This is a genomic window from Novosphingobium sp. ES2-1, assembly GCF_015169775.1.
Taxonomy (GTDB): Bacteria; Pseudomonadota; Alphaproteobacteria; order Sphingomonadales; family Sphingomonadaceae; genus Novosphingobium; species Novosphingobium subterraneum.
Window position 1 is genome coordinate 436,699 of the sequence record NZ_CP063445.1, and the last position, 15,690, is coordinate 452,388.

At 64.9% G+C, this 15,690-nt stretch carries 19 protein-coding genes and 1 pseudogene; 1 reads left to right on the top strand and 19 read right to left on the bottom strand.

Annotated elements, in window-relative coordinates:
* Positions 1-12: 12 nt before the first annotated feature.
* From IM701_RS02020 to IM701_RS02055, 8 genes and pseudogenes are all read right to left on the bottom strand, one after another.
* Complete coding sequence (locus IM701_RS02020; protein ID WP_039336211.1) at positions 13-264, bottom strand: hypothetical protein; 252 nt, start codon at positions 262-264, stop codon at positions 13-15.
* Positions 265-285: 21 nt separating this feature from the next.
* Positions 286-729, bottom strand: coding sequence for a chemotaxis protein CheW (locus IM701_RS02025; RefSeq protein ID WP_062345872.1), 444 nt, complete (start codon positions 727-729; stop codon positions 286-288).
* Between the two features lie 22 nt (positions 730-751).
* Positions 752-1,123 carry a response regulator gene (locus tag IM701_RS02030; RefSeq protein WP_082013426.1) on the bottom strand — a complete coding sequence of 124 codons (372 nt, stop codon included), beginning with the start codon at positions 1,121-1,123 and terminating at the stop codon, positions 752-754.
* A gap of 23 nt (positions 1,124-1,146) precedes the next feature.
* Positions 1,147-1,704, bottom strand: a complete 558-nt coding sequence (locus IM701_RS02035; RefSeq protein WP_052242571.1) for a chemotaxis protein CheD — start codon at positions 1,702-1,704, stop codon at positions 1,147-1,149.
* A gap of 1 nt (position 1,705) precedes the next feature.
* On the bottom strand, positions 1,706-2,725 hold the full coding sequence (locus IM701_RS02040; RefSeq protein WP_193827637.1) for a chemotaxis response regulator protein-glutamate methylesterase: 1,020 nt from the start codon (positions 2,723-2,725) through the stop codon (positions 1,706-1,708).
* The gene (locus IM701_RS02045) at positions 2,722-3,591 is read right to left on the bottom strand and encodes a protein-glutamate O-methyltransferase CheR (RefSeq protein WP_039336206.1); all 870 of its coding nucleotides are present in this window, start codon (positions 3,589-3,591) and stop codon (positions 2,722-2,724) included. The genes IM701_RS02040 and IM701_RS02045 overlap by 4 nt, the downstream gene beginning before the upstream one ends.
* Positions 3,588-5,803, bottom strand: a pseudogene (locus IM701_RS02050) (chemotaxis protein CheA). The gene IM701_RS02045 and the pseudogene IM701_RS02050 overlap by 4 nt, the downstream one beginning before the upstream one ends.
* Positions 5,800-6,060: an STAS domain-containing protein gene (locus IM701_RS02055; protein ID WP_052242570.1), complete on the bottom strand. Its 261-nt coding sequence runs from the start codon at positions 6,058-6,060 to the stop codon at positions 5,800-5,802. Before IM701_RS02055 ends, IM701_RS02050 begins: the two are co-directional and overlap by 4 nt.
* A gap of 201 nt (positions 6,061-6,261) precedes the next feature.
* Here IM701_RS02055 and IM701_RS02060 point away from each other — a divergent pair, with 201 nt between their 5' ends.
* Positions 6,262-7,290, top strand: coding sequence for a chemotaxis protein CheB (locus IM701_RS02060; RefSeq protein ID WP_193827638.1), 1,029 nt, complete (start codon positions 6,262-6,264; stop codon positions 7,288-7,290).
* Positions 7,291-7,403: 113 nt separating this feature from the next.
* Here IM701_RS02060 and fliS read toward each other — a convergent pair whose 3' ends face one another.
* From fliS to IM701_RS02115, 11 genes are read right to left on the bottom strand one after another with little or no spacing between them, the layout of a single operon-like run.
* A complete protein-coding gene (gene fliS / locus IM701_RS02065; RefSeq protein ID WP_062345866.1) occupies positions 7,404-7,787 on the bottom strand; it encodes a flagellar export chaperone FliS in 384 nt (127 codons plus the stop codon).
* A 1-nt stretch (position 7,788) separates the two neighbouring features.
* Positions 7,789-9,231: a flagellar filament capping protein FliD gene (fliD, locus tag IM701_RS02070; RefSeq protein WP_193827639.1), complete on the bottom strand. Its 1,443-nt coding sequence runs from the start codon at positions 9,229-9,231 to the stop codon at positions 7,789-7,791.
* A gap of 5 nt (positions 9,232-9,236) precedes the next feature.
* Positions 9,237-10,400, bottom strand: a complete 1,164-nt coding sequence (locus IM701_RS02075; RefSeq protein ID WP_193827640.1) for a flagellar biosynthesis protein FlhB — start codon at positions 10,398-10,400, stop codon at positions 9,237-9,239.
* 9 nt (positions 10,401-10,409) lie between these two features.
* On the bottom strand, positions 10,410-11,192 hold the full coding sequence (gene fliR / locus IM701_RS02080) for a flagellar biosynthetic protein FliR (protein ID WP_193827641.1): 783 nt from the start codon (positions 11,190-11,192) through the stop codon (positions 10,410-10,412).
* Positions 11,193-11,196: 4 nt separating this feature from the next.
* The gene (locus IM701_RS02085) at positions 11,197-11,472 is read right to left on the bottom strand and encodes a flagellar biosynthetic protein FliQ (RefSeq protein ID WP_193827642.1); all 276 of its coding nucleotides are present in this window, start codon (positions 11,470-11,472) and stop codon (positions 11,197-11,199) included.
* A 5-nt stretch (positions 11,473-11,477) separates the two neighbouring features.
* A complete protein-coding gene (fliP, locus tag IM701_RS02090) occupies positions 11,478-12,206 on the bottom strand; it encodes a flagellar type III secretion system pore protein FliP (RefSeq protein ID WP_052242576.1) in 729 nt (242 codons plus the stop codon).
* Positions 12,207-12,259: 53 nt separating this feature from the next.
* Positions 12,260-12,541 (bottom strand): flagellar biosynthetic protein FliO, encoded by a 282-nt coding sequence (locus IM701_RS02095; protein WP_193827643.1) that lies wholly within the window; start codon positions 12,539-12,541, stop codon positions 12,260-12,262.
* Positions 12,541-12,846 (bottom strand): flagellar motor switch protein FliN, encoded by a 306-nt coding sequence (fliN, locus tag IM701_RS02100; protein WP_193827644.1) that lies wholly within the window; start codon positions 12,844-12,846, stop codon positions 12,541-12,543. Before fliN ends, IM701_RS02095 begins: the two co-directional genes overlap by 1 nt.
* Positions 12,847-12,869: 23 nt before the next feature.
* The gene (locus IM701_RS02105; RefSeq protein WP_062345857.1) at positions 12,870-13,757 is read right to left on the bottom strand and encodes a FliM/FliN family flagellar motor switch protein; all 888 of its coding nucleotides are present in this window, start codon (positions 13,755-13,757) and stop codon (positions 12,870-12,872) included.
* Positions 13,758-13,797: 40 nt separating this feature from the next.
* The gene (locus IM701_RS02110) at positions 13,798-14,397 is read right to left on the bottom strand and encodes a flagellar basal body-associated FliL family protein (RefSeq protein WP_039336187.1); all 600 of its coding nucleotides are present in this window, start codon (positions 14,395-14,397) and stop codon (positions 13,798-13,800) included.
* Between the two features lie 30 nt (positions 14,398-14,427).
* Complete coding sequence (locus tag IM701_RS02115; protein ID WP_193827645.1) at positions 14,428-15,675, bottom strand: phosphotransferase; 1,248 nt, start codon at positions 15,673-15,675, stop codon at positions 14,428-14,430.
* Positions 15,676-15,690 lie beyond the last annotated feature (15 nt).

A 15,690-nucleotide genomic window follows, 5' to 3' on the forward strand; every position in this document is an offset into this window, starting at 1 on the left:
TGTCGGTTGGAATCAGCCCGAAAGGCGCATCCGGTCACGCAGGACGTCGATCGCGATGCGTTCTATCGCGTCAGCAGGGCGATCAGCCAGCAGGAGACGAGCGAGCGTGCGCTGCTTCTGCGCGATAAGGTCGATCGCCTGGAGCTTGTCCATGTGGTTGATGGCCACGCTCATGTCGTCGCACAGGGCGGAGCCAAGTGCTTCGACTTCTTCGGCCAGCTCATCAAGGACGACCGCAATCTGGCGATGGGTGGCTTGTGCCATGGGCCTTTGCCCTCCCTTGGGTCAGGCTGCTTCGGCGATCTGGGCGCCATCGGAAAGGGCGGCGAGGTTCAGGACCATGACCATGCGGTCCTCGATCGCGGCAAGGCCTTCAAGGAAGGGCACCACCGTATCGCCTGCCGTGGTCGGCGGCGGCGGCTGGAGCGCTTCGCTGTCGATGGTAACAATGTCGCTGACCGAATCGACGATCCAGCCTGAGATCTGTGGGCCCTGCTGGGTAACGATGATCGCGTGACGGGGCGTTGCTTCGGTGGCGCGCCAGCCGAGCCGGGCGGCGAGGTCCACAACCGGAAGGACCGTGCCGCGCAGGTTCACGACGCCTGCGACATAGTGCGGCACGCGCGGCAGGCGCGTGGTGGGCGACCAGGCGCGGATTTCGCGGATGGCCATGATGTCGAGGCCGAAGACCTGGCCTTCAACCTCGAAGGTGATCAGTTCACGCAACATGTCTGGTTCCTTCCAGCAGGGTTCAGTGGGAGACGCGGCGGACGGCGGCGACGAGCTTTTCCGGGTCGAACGGCTTGACGATCCAGCCAGTCGCACCGGCCGCGCGGGCGCGAGCCTTCTTCTCGTCCGAGCTTTCGGTCGTCAGCACGAGGATCGGGCGATCGCGGTGGCGGCTGCCCTCGCGCAGGCGCTCGATGAGGCCGAAGCCGTCAAGCCGCGGCATGTTGATGTCGGTAATGACCACATCGACCTCGTTCATGGCCAGCCAGTCGAGCGCGGCCATGCCGTCCTCGGCCTGCGATACGTCGAAACCGTGCCCCGACAGGGCATGGTTGAGGAGCGCCCGCATGGAGGGGCTGTCGTCTACGGTAAGGATCCGGGTAGTGTTGCTCATGGATGGGACTCGCTTCTCGAAGATCAGAACAGTTCGACATCGCCACGAGCAAGTGCCGGGCGCGGGGTGGGCTGGACGGGTGGCGCGAACCGGTCTTCCACAGTGCGGTGGCGGACCTGGCCCGATGCCGGGCGGAAATCGACGCGGCGCGCCTGGGTGCCGCCCAGGTCCTCACGCAGGAGCGCAATGCCTTCACGACGGAGGAATTCGCGCGCGAAATCGGCGTTCATAGAGCCGATGCGCATCATGTTGCGATTGACGTTCGCGCCGCCATAGAGGTGCGCCTTGAGGTTGCCCTTGCGGGCGCCACGGGCGAGCATCTCGTTGACCAGCAGCTCCATGAGGTAGACGCCGTAGTGCTCGTCGACCTTGGTGCCGGTAGCGTTGGCGGGCGGCTCGGACAGCAGGAAGTGGTTCATGCCGCCGATCCGCGCCTCCGGATCATAGAGGCAGGTGGCCACGCAAGAGCCCAGCACGGTCGAGTACTCGATAGAGGGGCTGCCGCTTGCCAGCGCCTGGCCCTGCATGACCGTTACCCGTTCGAGCGGCGGCGCGCCGGGAATGGGGGTTTCGAAGCTCATTTCAGGCGGCCTTGCTGAAAGCGTGGCGCGCGATTGCACCGAGGGGGGCGACAATCCGGGCAGCGCCGAGATGGATGGCAGCGCGGGGCATGCCGAACACGGTGCAGGTTGCCTCGTCCTGGGCAATGGTGCGCGCACCGCTCTGCGCCATGGCGAGAAGGCCCTGCGCTCCGTCGGCACCCATGCCGGTCAACAGAATGCCCACTGCCCGAGAGCCGACAGTCTTCGCCACGGATTCGAACAATACGTCGACGCTCGGCAGGTGGCCCGAGACCGGGGCCCCGGCACGCAGCTTGCAGTGCAAGGTGGAGGAGCGGCCGAGCGAGAGGTGGCGATCATCGCCGGGGGCGAGATAGACGTGGCCATCCTTGAGCGGCATGTCGGGTTCAGCGACGACGATGCGCGGCGGACAGGACTGGTCCAGCGTGCGCGCGACGGCGGGGGCAAAGCGCGCGTTGATGTGCTGGACGATCAGCGTGGGCGGGCAGTCGGCCGGGAAACCCGATAGCACGGTCTGCAGCGCTTCGACGCCGCCGGTCGAAGAACCGATGGCGATCAGGGCAGGGCGATCCGCCAGCAATCCGCGCGCTTCGCTGGCGACGCGGCGCGTTTGCGGGGCGCGCGCGGTGAATTGCACTTTCGCGGCTTCACGGATCATGCCGGCAAGCCGGCCTGCGTCGTCCAGCCCGTGCCCGCCACCCGACTTGGCATAGCAATCGACGGCGCCGAGCGCGAGCGCGCGGGCGGTCATCTCGTTGCCTTCCTGCGTCGAGCCGGACACGATGATCACCGGGGTCGGGCGCAGTTCCATGATCTTGGCGAGGAAATCGAGGCCGTTCATGCCGGGCATCTCGATGTCGAGCGTGACCACGTCCGGGTCCAGTTCACGGATCATCTGCCGGCCTTCGGCGGCATTCGCAGCGGCGGCGACGACCTCGATATCGGGCTCCTTGCCGAGCCGGTTCATCAGGATCGCGCGCATGGTGGGCGAATCCTCGACGATGACGACGCGAATTGTCATGCAGCCCTCTTGCGGTAGATGGTTGGTCCCATGGTGGAGAGTTGGTCGAGAGCCGGGCCGGTAACCCGCTCGGAATGACCGATGTACAGCCAGCCGCCGGGCGCGAGCTTTTCGGCGAAACGGGCGACCAGACGTTCCTTGGTCGGGCCGTCGAAATAGATCATCACGTTGCGGCAGAAGATGGTGTCGAACTGCCCCTGCATCGGCCAGTCACCAAGCAGGTTCAGTGACCGGAAGCGCGCGATCTGCTGCACCGCCGGATCGATGGTGCATTCATCGCCCGCTGTGCGCGTCCAGGCACGGCGGAGGGCTTCGGGAACGGGCTTGAGATCTTCGGCGCGGTATGTCGCGGCACGGGCCTTGGCGAGCGCGTGGCTGGCGATGTCGCTGGCGAGCAGCCGCAGATCCCGTCGAGCAATGGCGTGGCCAGCCCCGGAGTCTTCGCCCAGCAGCGTCATCAGCAACGACCAGGTCTCCTCACCGCTCGAACAGCCTGCTGACCACAGGCGGACCTTGCCGCCGCGCTGGAGCCTATCGACGTATTCGGGTCGGACATCGCTGGCGAAATGCTCGAAGTGATGTGCCTCGCGATAGAAGAAGGTGTGGTTCGTGGTCAGCGCACAGATGGCCTTCTGCCGTTCGGCAAGGTTTTCGCGGATGCGCAAGACATAGGCCCCGAACGTGACGCATCCGGAATCGCGCACGAGCGGCGCAAGGCGCGAATAGACCAGCATGGCCTTGCCCGGCGGCAGCACGATGCCGGCTTCCGCATGGGCGATCTCCGAGATAGCGCGGAAATCGGCCTCGTCGAACACTCCAGGGCTGACCCCCGGCATGCTCGCGTCAAGAACATCCATCAGGCTCATGCGGCTTCGGCCATGGCAGCGGAGGAGGCCGATGAAAGGCTGCGCGAGACCAGCCCGTCCACGTCAATGATAAGGGCAACCCGGCCATCACCCAGGATGGTTGCCCCGGCGACGCCCTCGACAGACCGGTAATGGGTGTCTAGGCTCTTGATCACGACCTGGCGCTGGTCGCAGATGGCATCGACCATCAGCGCGGCTCGGCCTGCGCCTTCGGTTTCGACCACGATCAGCACGGCCTCGCGCGGGTCGCTGACGGCTTGCGCCGCGCCGACCGAATGGGCCAGCGAGATGACGGGAATGAACCTGCCGCGCACGTTGATCATGCTGCGGCTGGCGCCAAGGCCTTGCACTTCATGCGGTTCCGGGCGGAGGCTTTCGACAACGTTGGCGAGCGGCACGACCAGCGTCTGGTCGCCGACGTTGACGACCATGCCGTCCGAGATGGCCAGGGTGAGCGGCAGGGTCAGGGTAAATGTCGTGCCCTTGCCCGGTTCGGAATCGATCGTGATGCGCCCGCCCAGATCCTTGACGTTCTGGCGGACCACGTCCATTCCGACCCCGCGACCCGAAATGTTCGAGACCTGCTGTGCGGTTGAGAAACCAGGGGCGAAGATCAGCAGGTCGATCTCTTCCTTGGACAGGATTGCATCGGGAGCGATCAGGCCCTTTTCGACGGCCTTGGCAAAGACACGCTCGCGATCGATGCCCTTGCCGTCGTCGCCAATGCGGATGAGAATCCGGCCGGAACGATGCTCGGCCGAAAGGGTCAGCGTGCCCTCGGCCGCCTTCCCCGCAGCGATACGCTCGTCGGCCGGTTCGATGCCATGGTCCACGGCGTTGCGGATGAGGTGGGTCAAAGGTTCGCCCAGACGCTCGATCACGGTCTTGTCGAGTTCGGTGCTTTCGCCCGATACTTCCAGGCGGACATGCTTGCCCGTGGTGGACGACAGTTCACGCAGGATGCGCGGCACGCGGCTGAAGACCGAGCCGATCGGCAGCGCACGGATCGACATGGCCGATTCCTGGATGTCGCGGGTCAGGCCCTCGATCATCGCCATCTCCTCGGCAACGGCGAGGCCTTGTCCGGCAAGGCGCTGCGCCATCATGGCTTGCGCGATCACGAGCTCGCCGACAGCATCGATAAGCTTGTCGAGCTTGCCAAGTTCGATGCGGATGGACTGACCCGGAGCGGGGGGCGCGGGCGGTGCCGAACTGGTCGAGGCGGCGGCGCGCGATGGCGTAGCATCCTCGGCAGCGGCGGGAGCGCTTGAAACGGGGGCAGGCGCCGGTGCCTCGACGGCGACGGGAGCCGGGGTCTGCGGTGCCGCAGGTGACGGCGGCGCAGACTCGGCTATCTGCACCGGCGGCATCTCCGCGTCGGCTCCGAACGCCAGCGAGCAATCATCGCCGACGAAGTCGAAGATGTCGCGGATGCTGGCTTCGGCAACGTTTGAGGGAAAGCTGAACGCCCAGCCGAGGTAGCCGCGGCTGGGATCGAAGGAATCGAGTGGTGGGACCGAGGAAACGTCGCAGACTTCGCACCGGCCGCCCAGAGCCGCCATTTCGCGCAGCATCAGCAGAGGCTCGCTGCCATTGCGCATCGCGCCGCTGTGGGGGCGAAGGCGCATGTGCCACCGTTCCTGCGTCGTTTCGACATCAGGGGCAGGCCCGGCTTCTGGCGTGATTTCGCCTGAAATGTCGTCAAGCAGGGCATCGAGATCGAAGTCGAAATCGTCGCCGTCGTCGCTTGATGCTTCGACGGCAATCGGCTCGACGGCGACTGCCGGCTCGGGCTGCGGGGCTGGCGCCGGAGCTGCGGCAGGGGCGACACCGGCATTGGCAGCCATTGCTGCGGTAAGTTCAGCCTGGAGCGCGCCGTCCTCGGGGGCTCGGTACCATCGCGCGCGGCAGTCACATGATCGCTCAGCGTATCGAGCGCACGCAGGAGAAGGTCGGTGAGCGGGCCGGTAATCGGCACGGTGCCGTCGCGTACATCGGACAGCAGCGTTTCGAAGGTATGGGTGAAGCCCTGCAGCGCGACGTAGCCGAACGCCCCCGCGCCGCCCTTGATCGAATGGACTCCGCGGAACACGGCGTTGACGGTATCGCTGTCCTGGGTGCCTTCGCGGCAAGCGGCGAGACCCTGTTCGGCTGCGGCCAGCGATTCTTCGCATTCGGCAAAGAAGATCGCCTGGATTTCGTCGGCGGTCATGCCAGCACTCCCGAGAAGAGTTCGTCAGCGAGCCCGGTCAGCGCGGCGGCTTCGCTCAGGGCATCGGAAGGGAGAATCACCGCGCCGTCACCCGTCTGACGGGCGCTCACCAGCAGTTGCAGCATGGCCTGTCCGATCTGCCGGCACTCGCGCGCATCGATCTCGAGCGGGCCGGATCCCAGCGCTGCCAGCATTTCGGGCAACAAGGCTTCGGCAGCGGCGCGGTCGCAGCGCTCTGGCAGGGTGATCGATGTCATGGAGATGCTCTTCCTCCGGCTCGGTTGGGCCGACCGGGGAGACCCGACGCGGCAACTGGTCTTCCGGAATAGAGCACGGGGGAAAAGGCGGGCTTTCGCCGGGCCTACGGTGAGATACGTAAGGGCCGGAACATGAATTGATGGTGCTTCGCGCGTAGAACGAACCGAGGCGAAACAGCGCCTTGGAAGGTTTCTCTTGAAATGCACGAAGCCCGTGTTCTTGTAGTCGATGATTCCGCAGCAATGCGGGCTCTGTTTTCCGACATCCTCGATCAGTCCAAGAACGTGACCGTGATCGGCGCGGCGGCAAATGCGGCCGAAGCGCGTGAACAGATCAAGGAACTGCGACCCAACGTGGTGACGCTCGACGTCGAGATGCCCGGCATGAGCGGCATCGAGTTCCTGGAAGAGATCATGGGCTCCAACCCCTTGCCGGTGGTCATGCTTTCCAGCTTGACCCAAGCCGGAACCGAGACGTCGCTGAAGGCATATGAACTGGGTGCGGTCGAGTGCTTTCCCAAGCCGCTCAAGGCAACGCCCGAACAGTTCAGCAAGACCGTGGGCAAGCTCGGCAAGATCGTGCTGGCGGCGGCAAACAGCAACGTGAAGGACCGCAAGGCGCCACGCGAACACAAGCAGGCTGAAGCGCACTTCGAATGGAACGGACACCTTCTTGCGCTGTCCGCTTCGATGGGCGGCATCGACGCCCTGACCCAGCTGCTTTCCTATTTTCCCGAAAAGTGCCCTCCCACGGTGATTGCCCTCAACGCCGAGCCAGGCATTGTCGAGACGTTCATCAAGCGCATGGACGGCGAGCTGAAGTGCAACGTCAAGACGGCCAAGGACGCCACGCCCCTGACGCAGGGCACCATCCACATTGCATATGACCCCGAACGTCACGTGGTGATAGAGCCGGGCACTCCGGCGAAGTTGCGCCTGATTGATCGCGATCCGGTGGATGGCATGCGGCCTTCGGCCAATCTGCTTTACGGTTCGATCGCGCGCGGTTCAGTCCCGGCGGCAGGCGCGATACTGACCGGCATGGGCGCCGACGGCGCCAAGGGCCTGAAGCTGATGCGCGATAATGGATGCAAGACCTTTGCCCAGGCGCGTCAGTCGGCGCTGGTCGCCGAAGCGCCGGCTGCCGCCATCGATGCCGGCGCGGCCGAGAGCGAGCTTGACCTCGATGGTCTGGGCGAGGCGCTGATCGCAGCCTGCAACATCGGGTAGGAACCATGTCCTGGAGATCCTGCGCGGTCCGTCCCCGTCCGCGCAGGTGAGGAAGGCCCGGAACCGACAAGGTTCCGGGCCTTTTCCTGACGGCTAGCGGCCGAGAACCGGTATCAGGCCGGGATGCTGCGCAGCATGGCCTCGCGGATTTCGGTGAAATCCTGTCGGATGGCCTGCAGCGTGCGCGCATCGAACCGCGTCACGCAATCGAGGATCGCATTGCGGGCCGATTGATACAGCTGGACCAGCGCGCCGGCGGTTGGATTGGCCAGGTCCACGCCCATCTGCAGCGCGGTAAGAGCGGAGATTGCACGTGTGAGCGCTGCACTTTTGGCGGCATTGTCGCCCCGCTCCTGCGCATGGACGGCGCGACCGACCGAGCCGATGACCTGTTCGAGGCACAAGTCCACCAGCTGGCGTGAATCGGCTCCGCGAACACGGGCGTCGAAATCAACGCGGCGATAGGCTTCGGTCGGGTCTTTTCGATGGTGCAGCATATCAGTTGTTGCTCGATGCGTTCCAGGCTTCGATCTGGGCCTTCAGGAAGGACAGGGTGGATTGCGAACCGCTGACGCGCGTGTCCATGGCGGCAAAGCGGGTCACGAGTTGCTGGCGCAACGTCTCCTGCTTTTCGGCAAGGGTGGCGGAACGGTCTGCCAGCGTTTTTTGCAGGGCTGTGTTGCGCGTGACGGAACTGCCCAACGAGATGCCAGTCGTTGAATTGGCATTGCGCGCGATCTTGTCGATCGCTGCAAATACGCCGAAAATGCCGGTCGTCCACATCGCCCCGGCTTCCTGGGGCGAGTTCTTGAGCGTCTGGTTCAGGCGATCCGCATCAAGGCTGAAAGTGCCGTCCCTCTCGGTCTTGAGACCCAGGTCCGCCAGGGTTGACGGAGCACCGGGTGCGGCATTGACCATGATCTTCTGACCGGCGAGCGACATCAGCGCGTTGCGCAGTGCGCGGGCACCGGGGTCGTTGTTCAGCTCGCCCGTGTCCTTGTTCATGGCCTGGTTGAGCTGCGAGGCAACTTCATTGAGAGCATCTTTGAGGTCGCTCATCGCCGTGGCAATGCCCGACGATGGATCGCTGAAGCTGATCGTTGCCGGATTGCCGACGTTCGTTGCCGTGAGCTTGAGGTTGAGGCCGGGGAGCGCGTCATTGATCGTGTTGCTCGTACCCGTATAGGCAACACCGTCGAGCAAATAGGCAGCATCGGTAGCGGTCGATTTGAGCTGGGTCGTGTTGGTCGCAGGTGTCCACGCAAGGTCCGAAAGCGTTTCGCCGCCGACCGCAGGGGTAGCTTCGATGATAAAGCCGCTGTTCGCGCCTTCCTTGCCCTTGATCACCAGTTGCGCGCCGGCAGAACCGTTGGCGACATAGGCCGATACGCCCGCGCCCGAAGCGTTGATGGCAGTGGCTACATCGGCAAGCGTCGCTCCGGCCGGGACGTTGATGTCAACGGCGTCCTGCGCGGCATCCGCAGTGAATGCACCGCCCGAAACGGTGCCGAAGCGTAGTGTCAACGTGCCTTCGCCCACCGTCGAGGTCGACGAGGCGTAGGCCGGCATCACCAGCTTTTGCGCATTGGCAAGCGAAGTCACTTCCAGGCTGTAGGTGCCGCTGCCGCTCAACGTGCCCTTGCTCACGGTCGCCACGCTGCTGTTCGAGATCGAGGGCTTCACCGCCAGATCGCCGGTTCGGATCAGCGTGCCGATCGATGACGATAGCGTGCTGATAAGGGACTTGAGGTTCGACGCGCTGGAGATCTGGGCTTCGAGCTTCTCGGTCTTTGCCGAGAGCTGATCGATCCGTGTTGCGAACTGCGCAGCCGCCAGCTGTTCGGCAAGCTGTGCGGTGTTGATGCCACTACCCGCGCCCAGCGCCGAGACGATCTGCGCCGTGGCGGACGTGGATGCCGTGGAGGATGTGGTCGTTGCCATGGTTGTTAGGACGGCTGCCTTGATGCGGTCTTAAGGTCGATCACCGCTTCGGGGCGGCCATCTGCGTCGAACCGCATGTGGATCGGCAAGTCGATGGCGGGCAGTTGCACCTGATCGCCCCGCTTGAGCGAGAGCACGAAGGCCAGGACCGACGCGACGGCGGCATAAAGATCCTCGCGGATCATCTGGTTTTCGCGCGTGGTGAAGTAGACGGAACGGGCAAGCGGCGGCAGTTCGAGCGTCGGAACGCCGAGTTCTGCTGCCAGCTCGCGCATGGCCAGCGCCTTTTCGCCACGTCCCTTGGCCAGCAAGACTGGCGCGGGGGCAAGTTCAGGGTCGTAGACCATGGCGACCGAGAAGTGCGTCGGGTTGGTGATGACGAACTGCGCCTTCTGCATCGCCTGCTGCATCGCCCCCATCGCCAGCTGACGCTGCTTGTTGCGGATGGCGGCCTTCTTCTCGGGCGAGCCTTCGGCTTCCTTGTGCTCGTCCTTCACTTCCTGCAGTGTCATGCGAAGACGCAGGAAGCGGCGGACCCATTGGATCGGGAAGTCGATCAGGGCGATCACGATCAGCCCGGACGCAAGCGCGAAGGCAAGCGAGGTGATCGTATCCCACGCGGTGACAAGCTGGCCGTGGATGCTGCCTTGGCCGAGGCCGACGATCGCCGCGATGCGTCCTGACGCCCAGAAGTATGCAATCGAGCCAAGCAGTACGAGCTTGGCGAGGCCCTTGGCCAGTTCGATCCAGCCTTGCGGGCCGAACATGCGCTTCAGGCCCGACAGCGGATTGATGCGCGAAGCCTTGGGCGCGAGATTGGCAGGGATCCAGCGCCCGTCGGACAGGCCGATCTGTGAAAAGACCGAAGCGGCCAGCACCATCAGGCCGAGCAGGAAAACCGGCGGCAGGACGGCAACCATTGCGCCCGTCAGCAGCTTTGCCGGGGCGAAGTCCTCGATAGCCGCGCGATCGAGCGTAAACGAGGCGCGCAGCGTGTCCTGCAGGGCGTCCATCATCCACGGCCCCGCGAACTTCAACCAAACCGCGCCTACCAGCACGCCGACGGCGGTTGCCAGGTCCTTCGAGCGCAAGACATCGCCATTCCTGGCGGCGTCCTTCTTGCGCTTCTCTGTCGGGGCAAAGGTCTTTTCGCCTTCCTGCTCGGCCATCCCCGCCTCCTACTTCAGGACCAGCGCGCCGGCATTGGCGACGGCGGTGGCGGAGATGTCGACCATAACGTCGGTCAGCATCGGGGCGGCGGCGATCATGGCGGCAAGGCCGGCAAGCACGCCTGCGGGCAGGCCGAGCGAGAACAGGTTCAGGCTAGGGGCCGAGCGGCTGATGATGCCGGTGGTCACCTGAACCAGCAGCAGGATCAACGTGACGGGCAAGGCGATGAGGATCGCGGTTACGAACATCTGCGTGGCGAACTGGCCGATCAGGTCGATGCGGTTGGCCGCCAGCCACGACGTGCCGGGTGGGAAGGTGCGGTAGCTGTCGACCAGCAGTGCGATCCAGTTGAGGTGCGCGCCGGTGCCGAGGAAGATCACGGTGAGAACGACGGCGAAGTACTGGCCCATCGCCGGGGAGTGCGCGCCGCTGACCGGGTCGGCCGTGGTGGCAATGGACATGCCCATGCCGCCGCCGATCACTTCGGCGGCGAGAGTCGGCGCGGCAAAGGAAAGCTGCAGGGCAAAACCCATGGCAAGACCGATCAGGACTTCGTTGGCCGCGCTGACCAGGCCATTGATCGAAAGCAGCGCGGTCGGCGCTTCAACCGGGGTCCAGCCGCACACCAGCATCGCGATCGCGCCCGAGGCGACGATGCGGATCTGGTAAGGCACGGTGCCGGTTCCGAACAGCGGCGCTGCAAACATGGCGGCGGCAATGCGTGTCATCACGAACAGCCAGCGCCAGAAGTCCGCCTCCAGCGCGCCAAAGCCGAAGTTCAGCTGCAGCACAGGATCAGCCTTTTCCGGTCATGGCGATCTGGTCAAAGATTTCCTTGGTGAAATCCCCGATGAGGCCGAGCATGGCCGAACCGAACAGCACAAGCACGAGTGCGGTGACGGCAAGCTTGGGTACAAATGTCAGCGTCTGTTCGTTGACCGAAGTTGCCGCCTGAATCACGCCGACGACGAGGCCGACGGCGAGCGAAGCAATGAGGATCGGCGCGGCCACCAGTGCGGTGATCCACAGCATCCGGTCAGCCAGCGCGAGGAGGGAGGCAGTGTCTTCCATCGCCCTTACCCGAAGCTGGCCGCAAGGCTGCCCATCAGCAGCGCCCAGCCATCGACGAGGACGAACAGCAGCAGCTTGAACGGGAGCGAGACGATCGTCGGGCTCATCATCATCATGCCCAGGCTCATCAGCACCGAGGAGACGACGAGGTCGATCACAAGGAAGGGCAGGAACAGCATGAACCCGATCTGGAAGGCTGTCTTGAGTTCGCTCGTCACGTAGGCCGGGAGCAGGATCGAATAGGGCACGTCGGCCGGAGTCGCGAACTTGGGCGCCCGTGCCATTTCCGAGAACATGCGCAGGTCGGTTTCGCGGGTCTGGCGGATCATGAAGGCGTGAAATTCGCGCCCGCCGGCAACGAAGGCCTGTTCGGCACCGATTTGCCCGGCGGAATAGGGCTGGATGGCGTTGGCGTTCACCTTGTCGAGCGTCGGGCCCATGATGAACAGCGAGAGGAACAGCGACAGGCCGATCAGCACCTGATTGGGCGGCGATTGCTGCAGGCCCATGGCCTGGCGCAGGATCGACAGGACAACCAGCACGCGGGTGAAGCTGGTCATCATCAGGATCAGTGACGGCAGGATCGTCAGCAGGCCCATGATGAGCAGCAGCTGCAACGACAGCGACAGCGAGCCGCCGCTCTGTGCGCCTGCCATTTGCCCGAAGGCGCGGTCAAGCGCGCCTGAGATTGCGGCCGGTTGCTGGGCCGGGGCGGGGCCGGCAGCCTGTGCCATCGCGTAATGCGGCAGCAGTGTCAGCGTCGTGACAAGGATCGCGAAAAGGCGCTTCACTGTGCGTCCTCCGCTTCCACCCTCGGCCGCGCCGGGGATTCGGCAAGGCGGACGAGGCCGTTCTTGCCGGCAGAAACGAGAATCTCGCGGCCGTGAAACTCGATCACGGCAAGCCGCAGGGTGGGGCTGAGCATCTGCGTCTCGACGATGCGCACCGACTTGGGCGCGCTGCCCGCCATGAAGCGGCCTTCCATGCGCTTGGCGAACTTGAGACTGGCCCAGGCGAGGCCGCCGATCAGCGGCAGCAGCACCAGGAGCTTGAGGACGTACCAGAACATCAGGCGACATCCCCCTTGGCGGCTTTCTTCGCCGGGGCCGCAGGGGTTTCCTCGGGCTCGCTGCCGGCAAGCTCGACGATCCTGAGGCCGAAGCGGTCGCCTTGTGCAACCACTTCGCCGCGCGCGATGAGCTTGCCGTTGACCATGACATCAAGCAGCTCGTCGGTCAGGCGGTCGAGCATGACCACGGACTCCTCGGTGAGGCCGAGCACGTCCTTCAGCTTCATCGATGTGCGACCGAGTTCGACGGTCAGGCGAACGTCCACGTCCTTGAGGAAATCGAAACCGCGGGGCTGGAAGGTCATGGGGTCAGGGCCTCTTCGGGTAATCAGGAAAGCTGGTTGAGCTGGATGGCGACGCGATCTTCGAGCGCGCCGATTGTGCCGGTGGCGTAAGTCTTGTCGCCGACCTTGACCGGCACGTTGCGTGCGATCGGCACGGGCAGGACCTGTCCGATGCGCAGGCCCGAGACGACCGCGAGCGGGAGCCGCATGTCGACCAGCACCGCCGCAAGCTCGACCGGCAGGTCGGCAAAGGGGGCGTCGGTCGGCTGCGCCGGACCGCGCCGGGGCTTGGTGGGGCGCTTGGCATCGCCGTGGGCGAACATCAGGCCAAGCGTATCGTGCGGGAAGGCAATCGAGATGGCCCAGGGCATCCGTCCCTGCTCGACGACGTTCAGCGTCAGTCCGGCAACCCTGGTCGCATCGGGCATCGCCTGAAGCTGGGCAAGGCTGGCATCGCGCCGCACCGCACGGATTGGACCGCCACTGCCGCCCAATGCGACGGTGAGCGCAGAGGCGACGAGCTGTTCGATCCGGCCGATCATCAGCTCGGCAGAAAGCGGGAATTCCTTCGGCAGCGACGAAGGGGTATCGCCGGGACCGCCAAAAGCGCGGTCGACCAGGCGCAGCACGTTTTCGCCTTCGACGGTGACCATGAAGGGGGCGCTGCCGATGTGCATCAGGCTGTTGGCGGCAAGTCGCGGGATTTCCGAGCAGAAATCGGCAAAGTCCGTGTCCATCGGCTTCATCGGATTGATCTGCGGTTCGGCTCCGCCGAGAAGGGGGACGAGCGCCCCGCGCACCGCCTTGGCCAGGCGTTCGCTCATCCGGGTGAGCGCCGGGATCAGTTCCGCGGCACTGGGACCGGGGCGCAGCAGGGCCGGATCGTGCCGGGCAATGGCACGTTCGGCGATGAAGGCGCGTTCTGGTTTCATGGGGCGCTGGAGCTTTCCGGCTTGCTGGACGATGCCAGAATTACTGAACGATGAAGGTCTTGAAGTAGACGTTGTCGACGCCGCCAAAGCCTTCGTTCTCGGTGAGGACCTTGTTGATCGCGGCAGTCAGGCGCTTCTGCAGGCGTGCCTTGCCTTCCGGGCTGATGACCTCTTCCTCGGGCGTATCGGCAATGGCGATGAGCAGCGCCGAGCGGATTGCCAGCTCGTGCTTCTTCATCCACAGCACCACGCGATAGTCGCGGCGAGTGGAGGCCGAGATGTTCACCTGCAGCAGCGCATCGGTATTCTTGAGGTTCGAGGTGAAGTCTTCGGCGAAGTTGTAATAGACAGTGCGGAATTCGCTGCCGCCTTCACCATCGGTTTCGCCTGCCCCGCCTTCGCCTTCACCTTCCTTGGCGACCGGCGCATAGGGGTCTTCCTCTCCCTTGCGCACCAGCTTGGGATTGTTGTCCACCTTGACGACTTCATGCGTGCCGCCGCCGATGATGCCGGCAGCAACCAGTCCGAACACGCCGCCCGCGCCGACGCCCAGCAGTGCGACAGCGCCGACGATCTTGATGATCATGCCACCGCCCTTCTTCTTCTTGGGCTTGTCTTCCTTGTCGCTCTTGTCGCTCATCGGGGTTCTCTCAGGAAATGGGGATCAGGATCAGGCGTAGATGCCGCGATCGTCGCTGCGGCGGCGGGGCGCTTCTTCCTCGCGGGACGAAGTGCCATTGCCGGAGAATGGGCGGGTCGGAGCCTGCTCGGCCTGGCGCGGCTGCTGGCGCTGGCTTTCGCCCTGGCCGCCCTGCGTGCGCGGATCGGCTTGCGGCTGATGGTTCTGGCCGGCGCTTTCGCCGGAGGTGCGCGCTGCTTCGGCAGTGGCGCTGACCGCGCGCGCAAAGCCGGGATCGGCGCTGGTCATCGCCACCGACATGCCGCGATCCTCGCCCTGGTCGAAGCGCAGGGTGACCCGGCCGAACTCGGCGTGGTTGATCGACGCGGTCACGGCACGCGGTGAGGCTTCCTCGCGAGCGCGGGCCAGATTGTCGACCAGCGCGGCGAAATCGACGCGTTCAATGCGGGCTTCGTGGCGGACCGGCGAAGGGGCAGTGTTGTCTGGCGTTGGGAGGGAACGGTCCGCGAGCAGGCTCGTGGTACTGGTCGCTTCGACGCGCGGTGTTTCGGCCCGTTCGCTGTCCATAAGTGGCTTCGCACCGGCAACCAGGGCAGGCTGCGCCGATGCTTCGGAAGTTTCACCTTCTGCGCCCGTTGACTTGTTCTGGCGAACCTGACGTGCGGCCATGATCTGCGCGGTCGGCGTGGCTGCGACCGCTTCGGGCTGGACCGGGGCAGTAGCCGTCTCCGGCTCTGTCGTCAGTTCGATCTGTGCAGTGCGGGCCAGCGCAATTGCTGTCTGAGCGGGGGATTGGGGTGCAGTCGGTGCTGGCGCCGCCGAGGCAACGGTTGCGCGAGGGAGTTCAGTTGAAGGGCGGGCACCGGTACCCTCGGCCGGCACCAGGCGATCCGGCGCGGCGAAGAGCGCAGCGATAAGGGCCGCGTCTGGCAGAGCGGCGTCCGGCAGTTCCGGTACATCCCGGAAGTCGTCTTCGGCGTACTCGGCATCGGTCCGCGGCGTTGCGGGCTGAGTTTTCACCGGCACATCGGCCGGGCGCACTTGCGGCAAGGCGGCGAGCAGCTTTGCCGCATCCGGCAAGATCTTGCCGCTTTCCGGCAAGGGCGCGTCTGCCGGTTCTGCCGGGGTGAACTGCATGGCAAGGAGTGCATCGAAGGCAATACCAGGGGCAGCAGTGATGCCATCCGCCGATTCCGGCGCATTTCCGCCATTCTGCAACGGCGCAGCCTGCAGGGCAGGAGCGGCTGTCGGCTGGGAAAGGGCGGCAAGATCAAACATCAGCAAGGCTCCGTG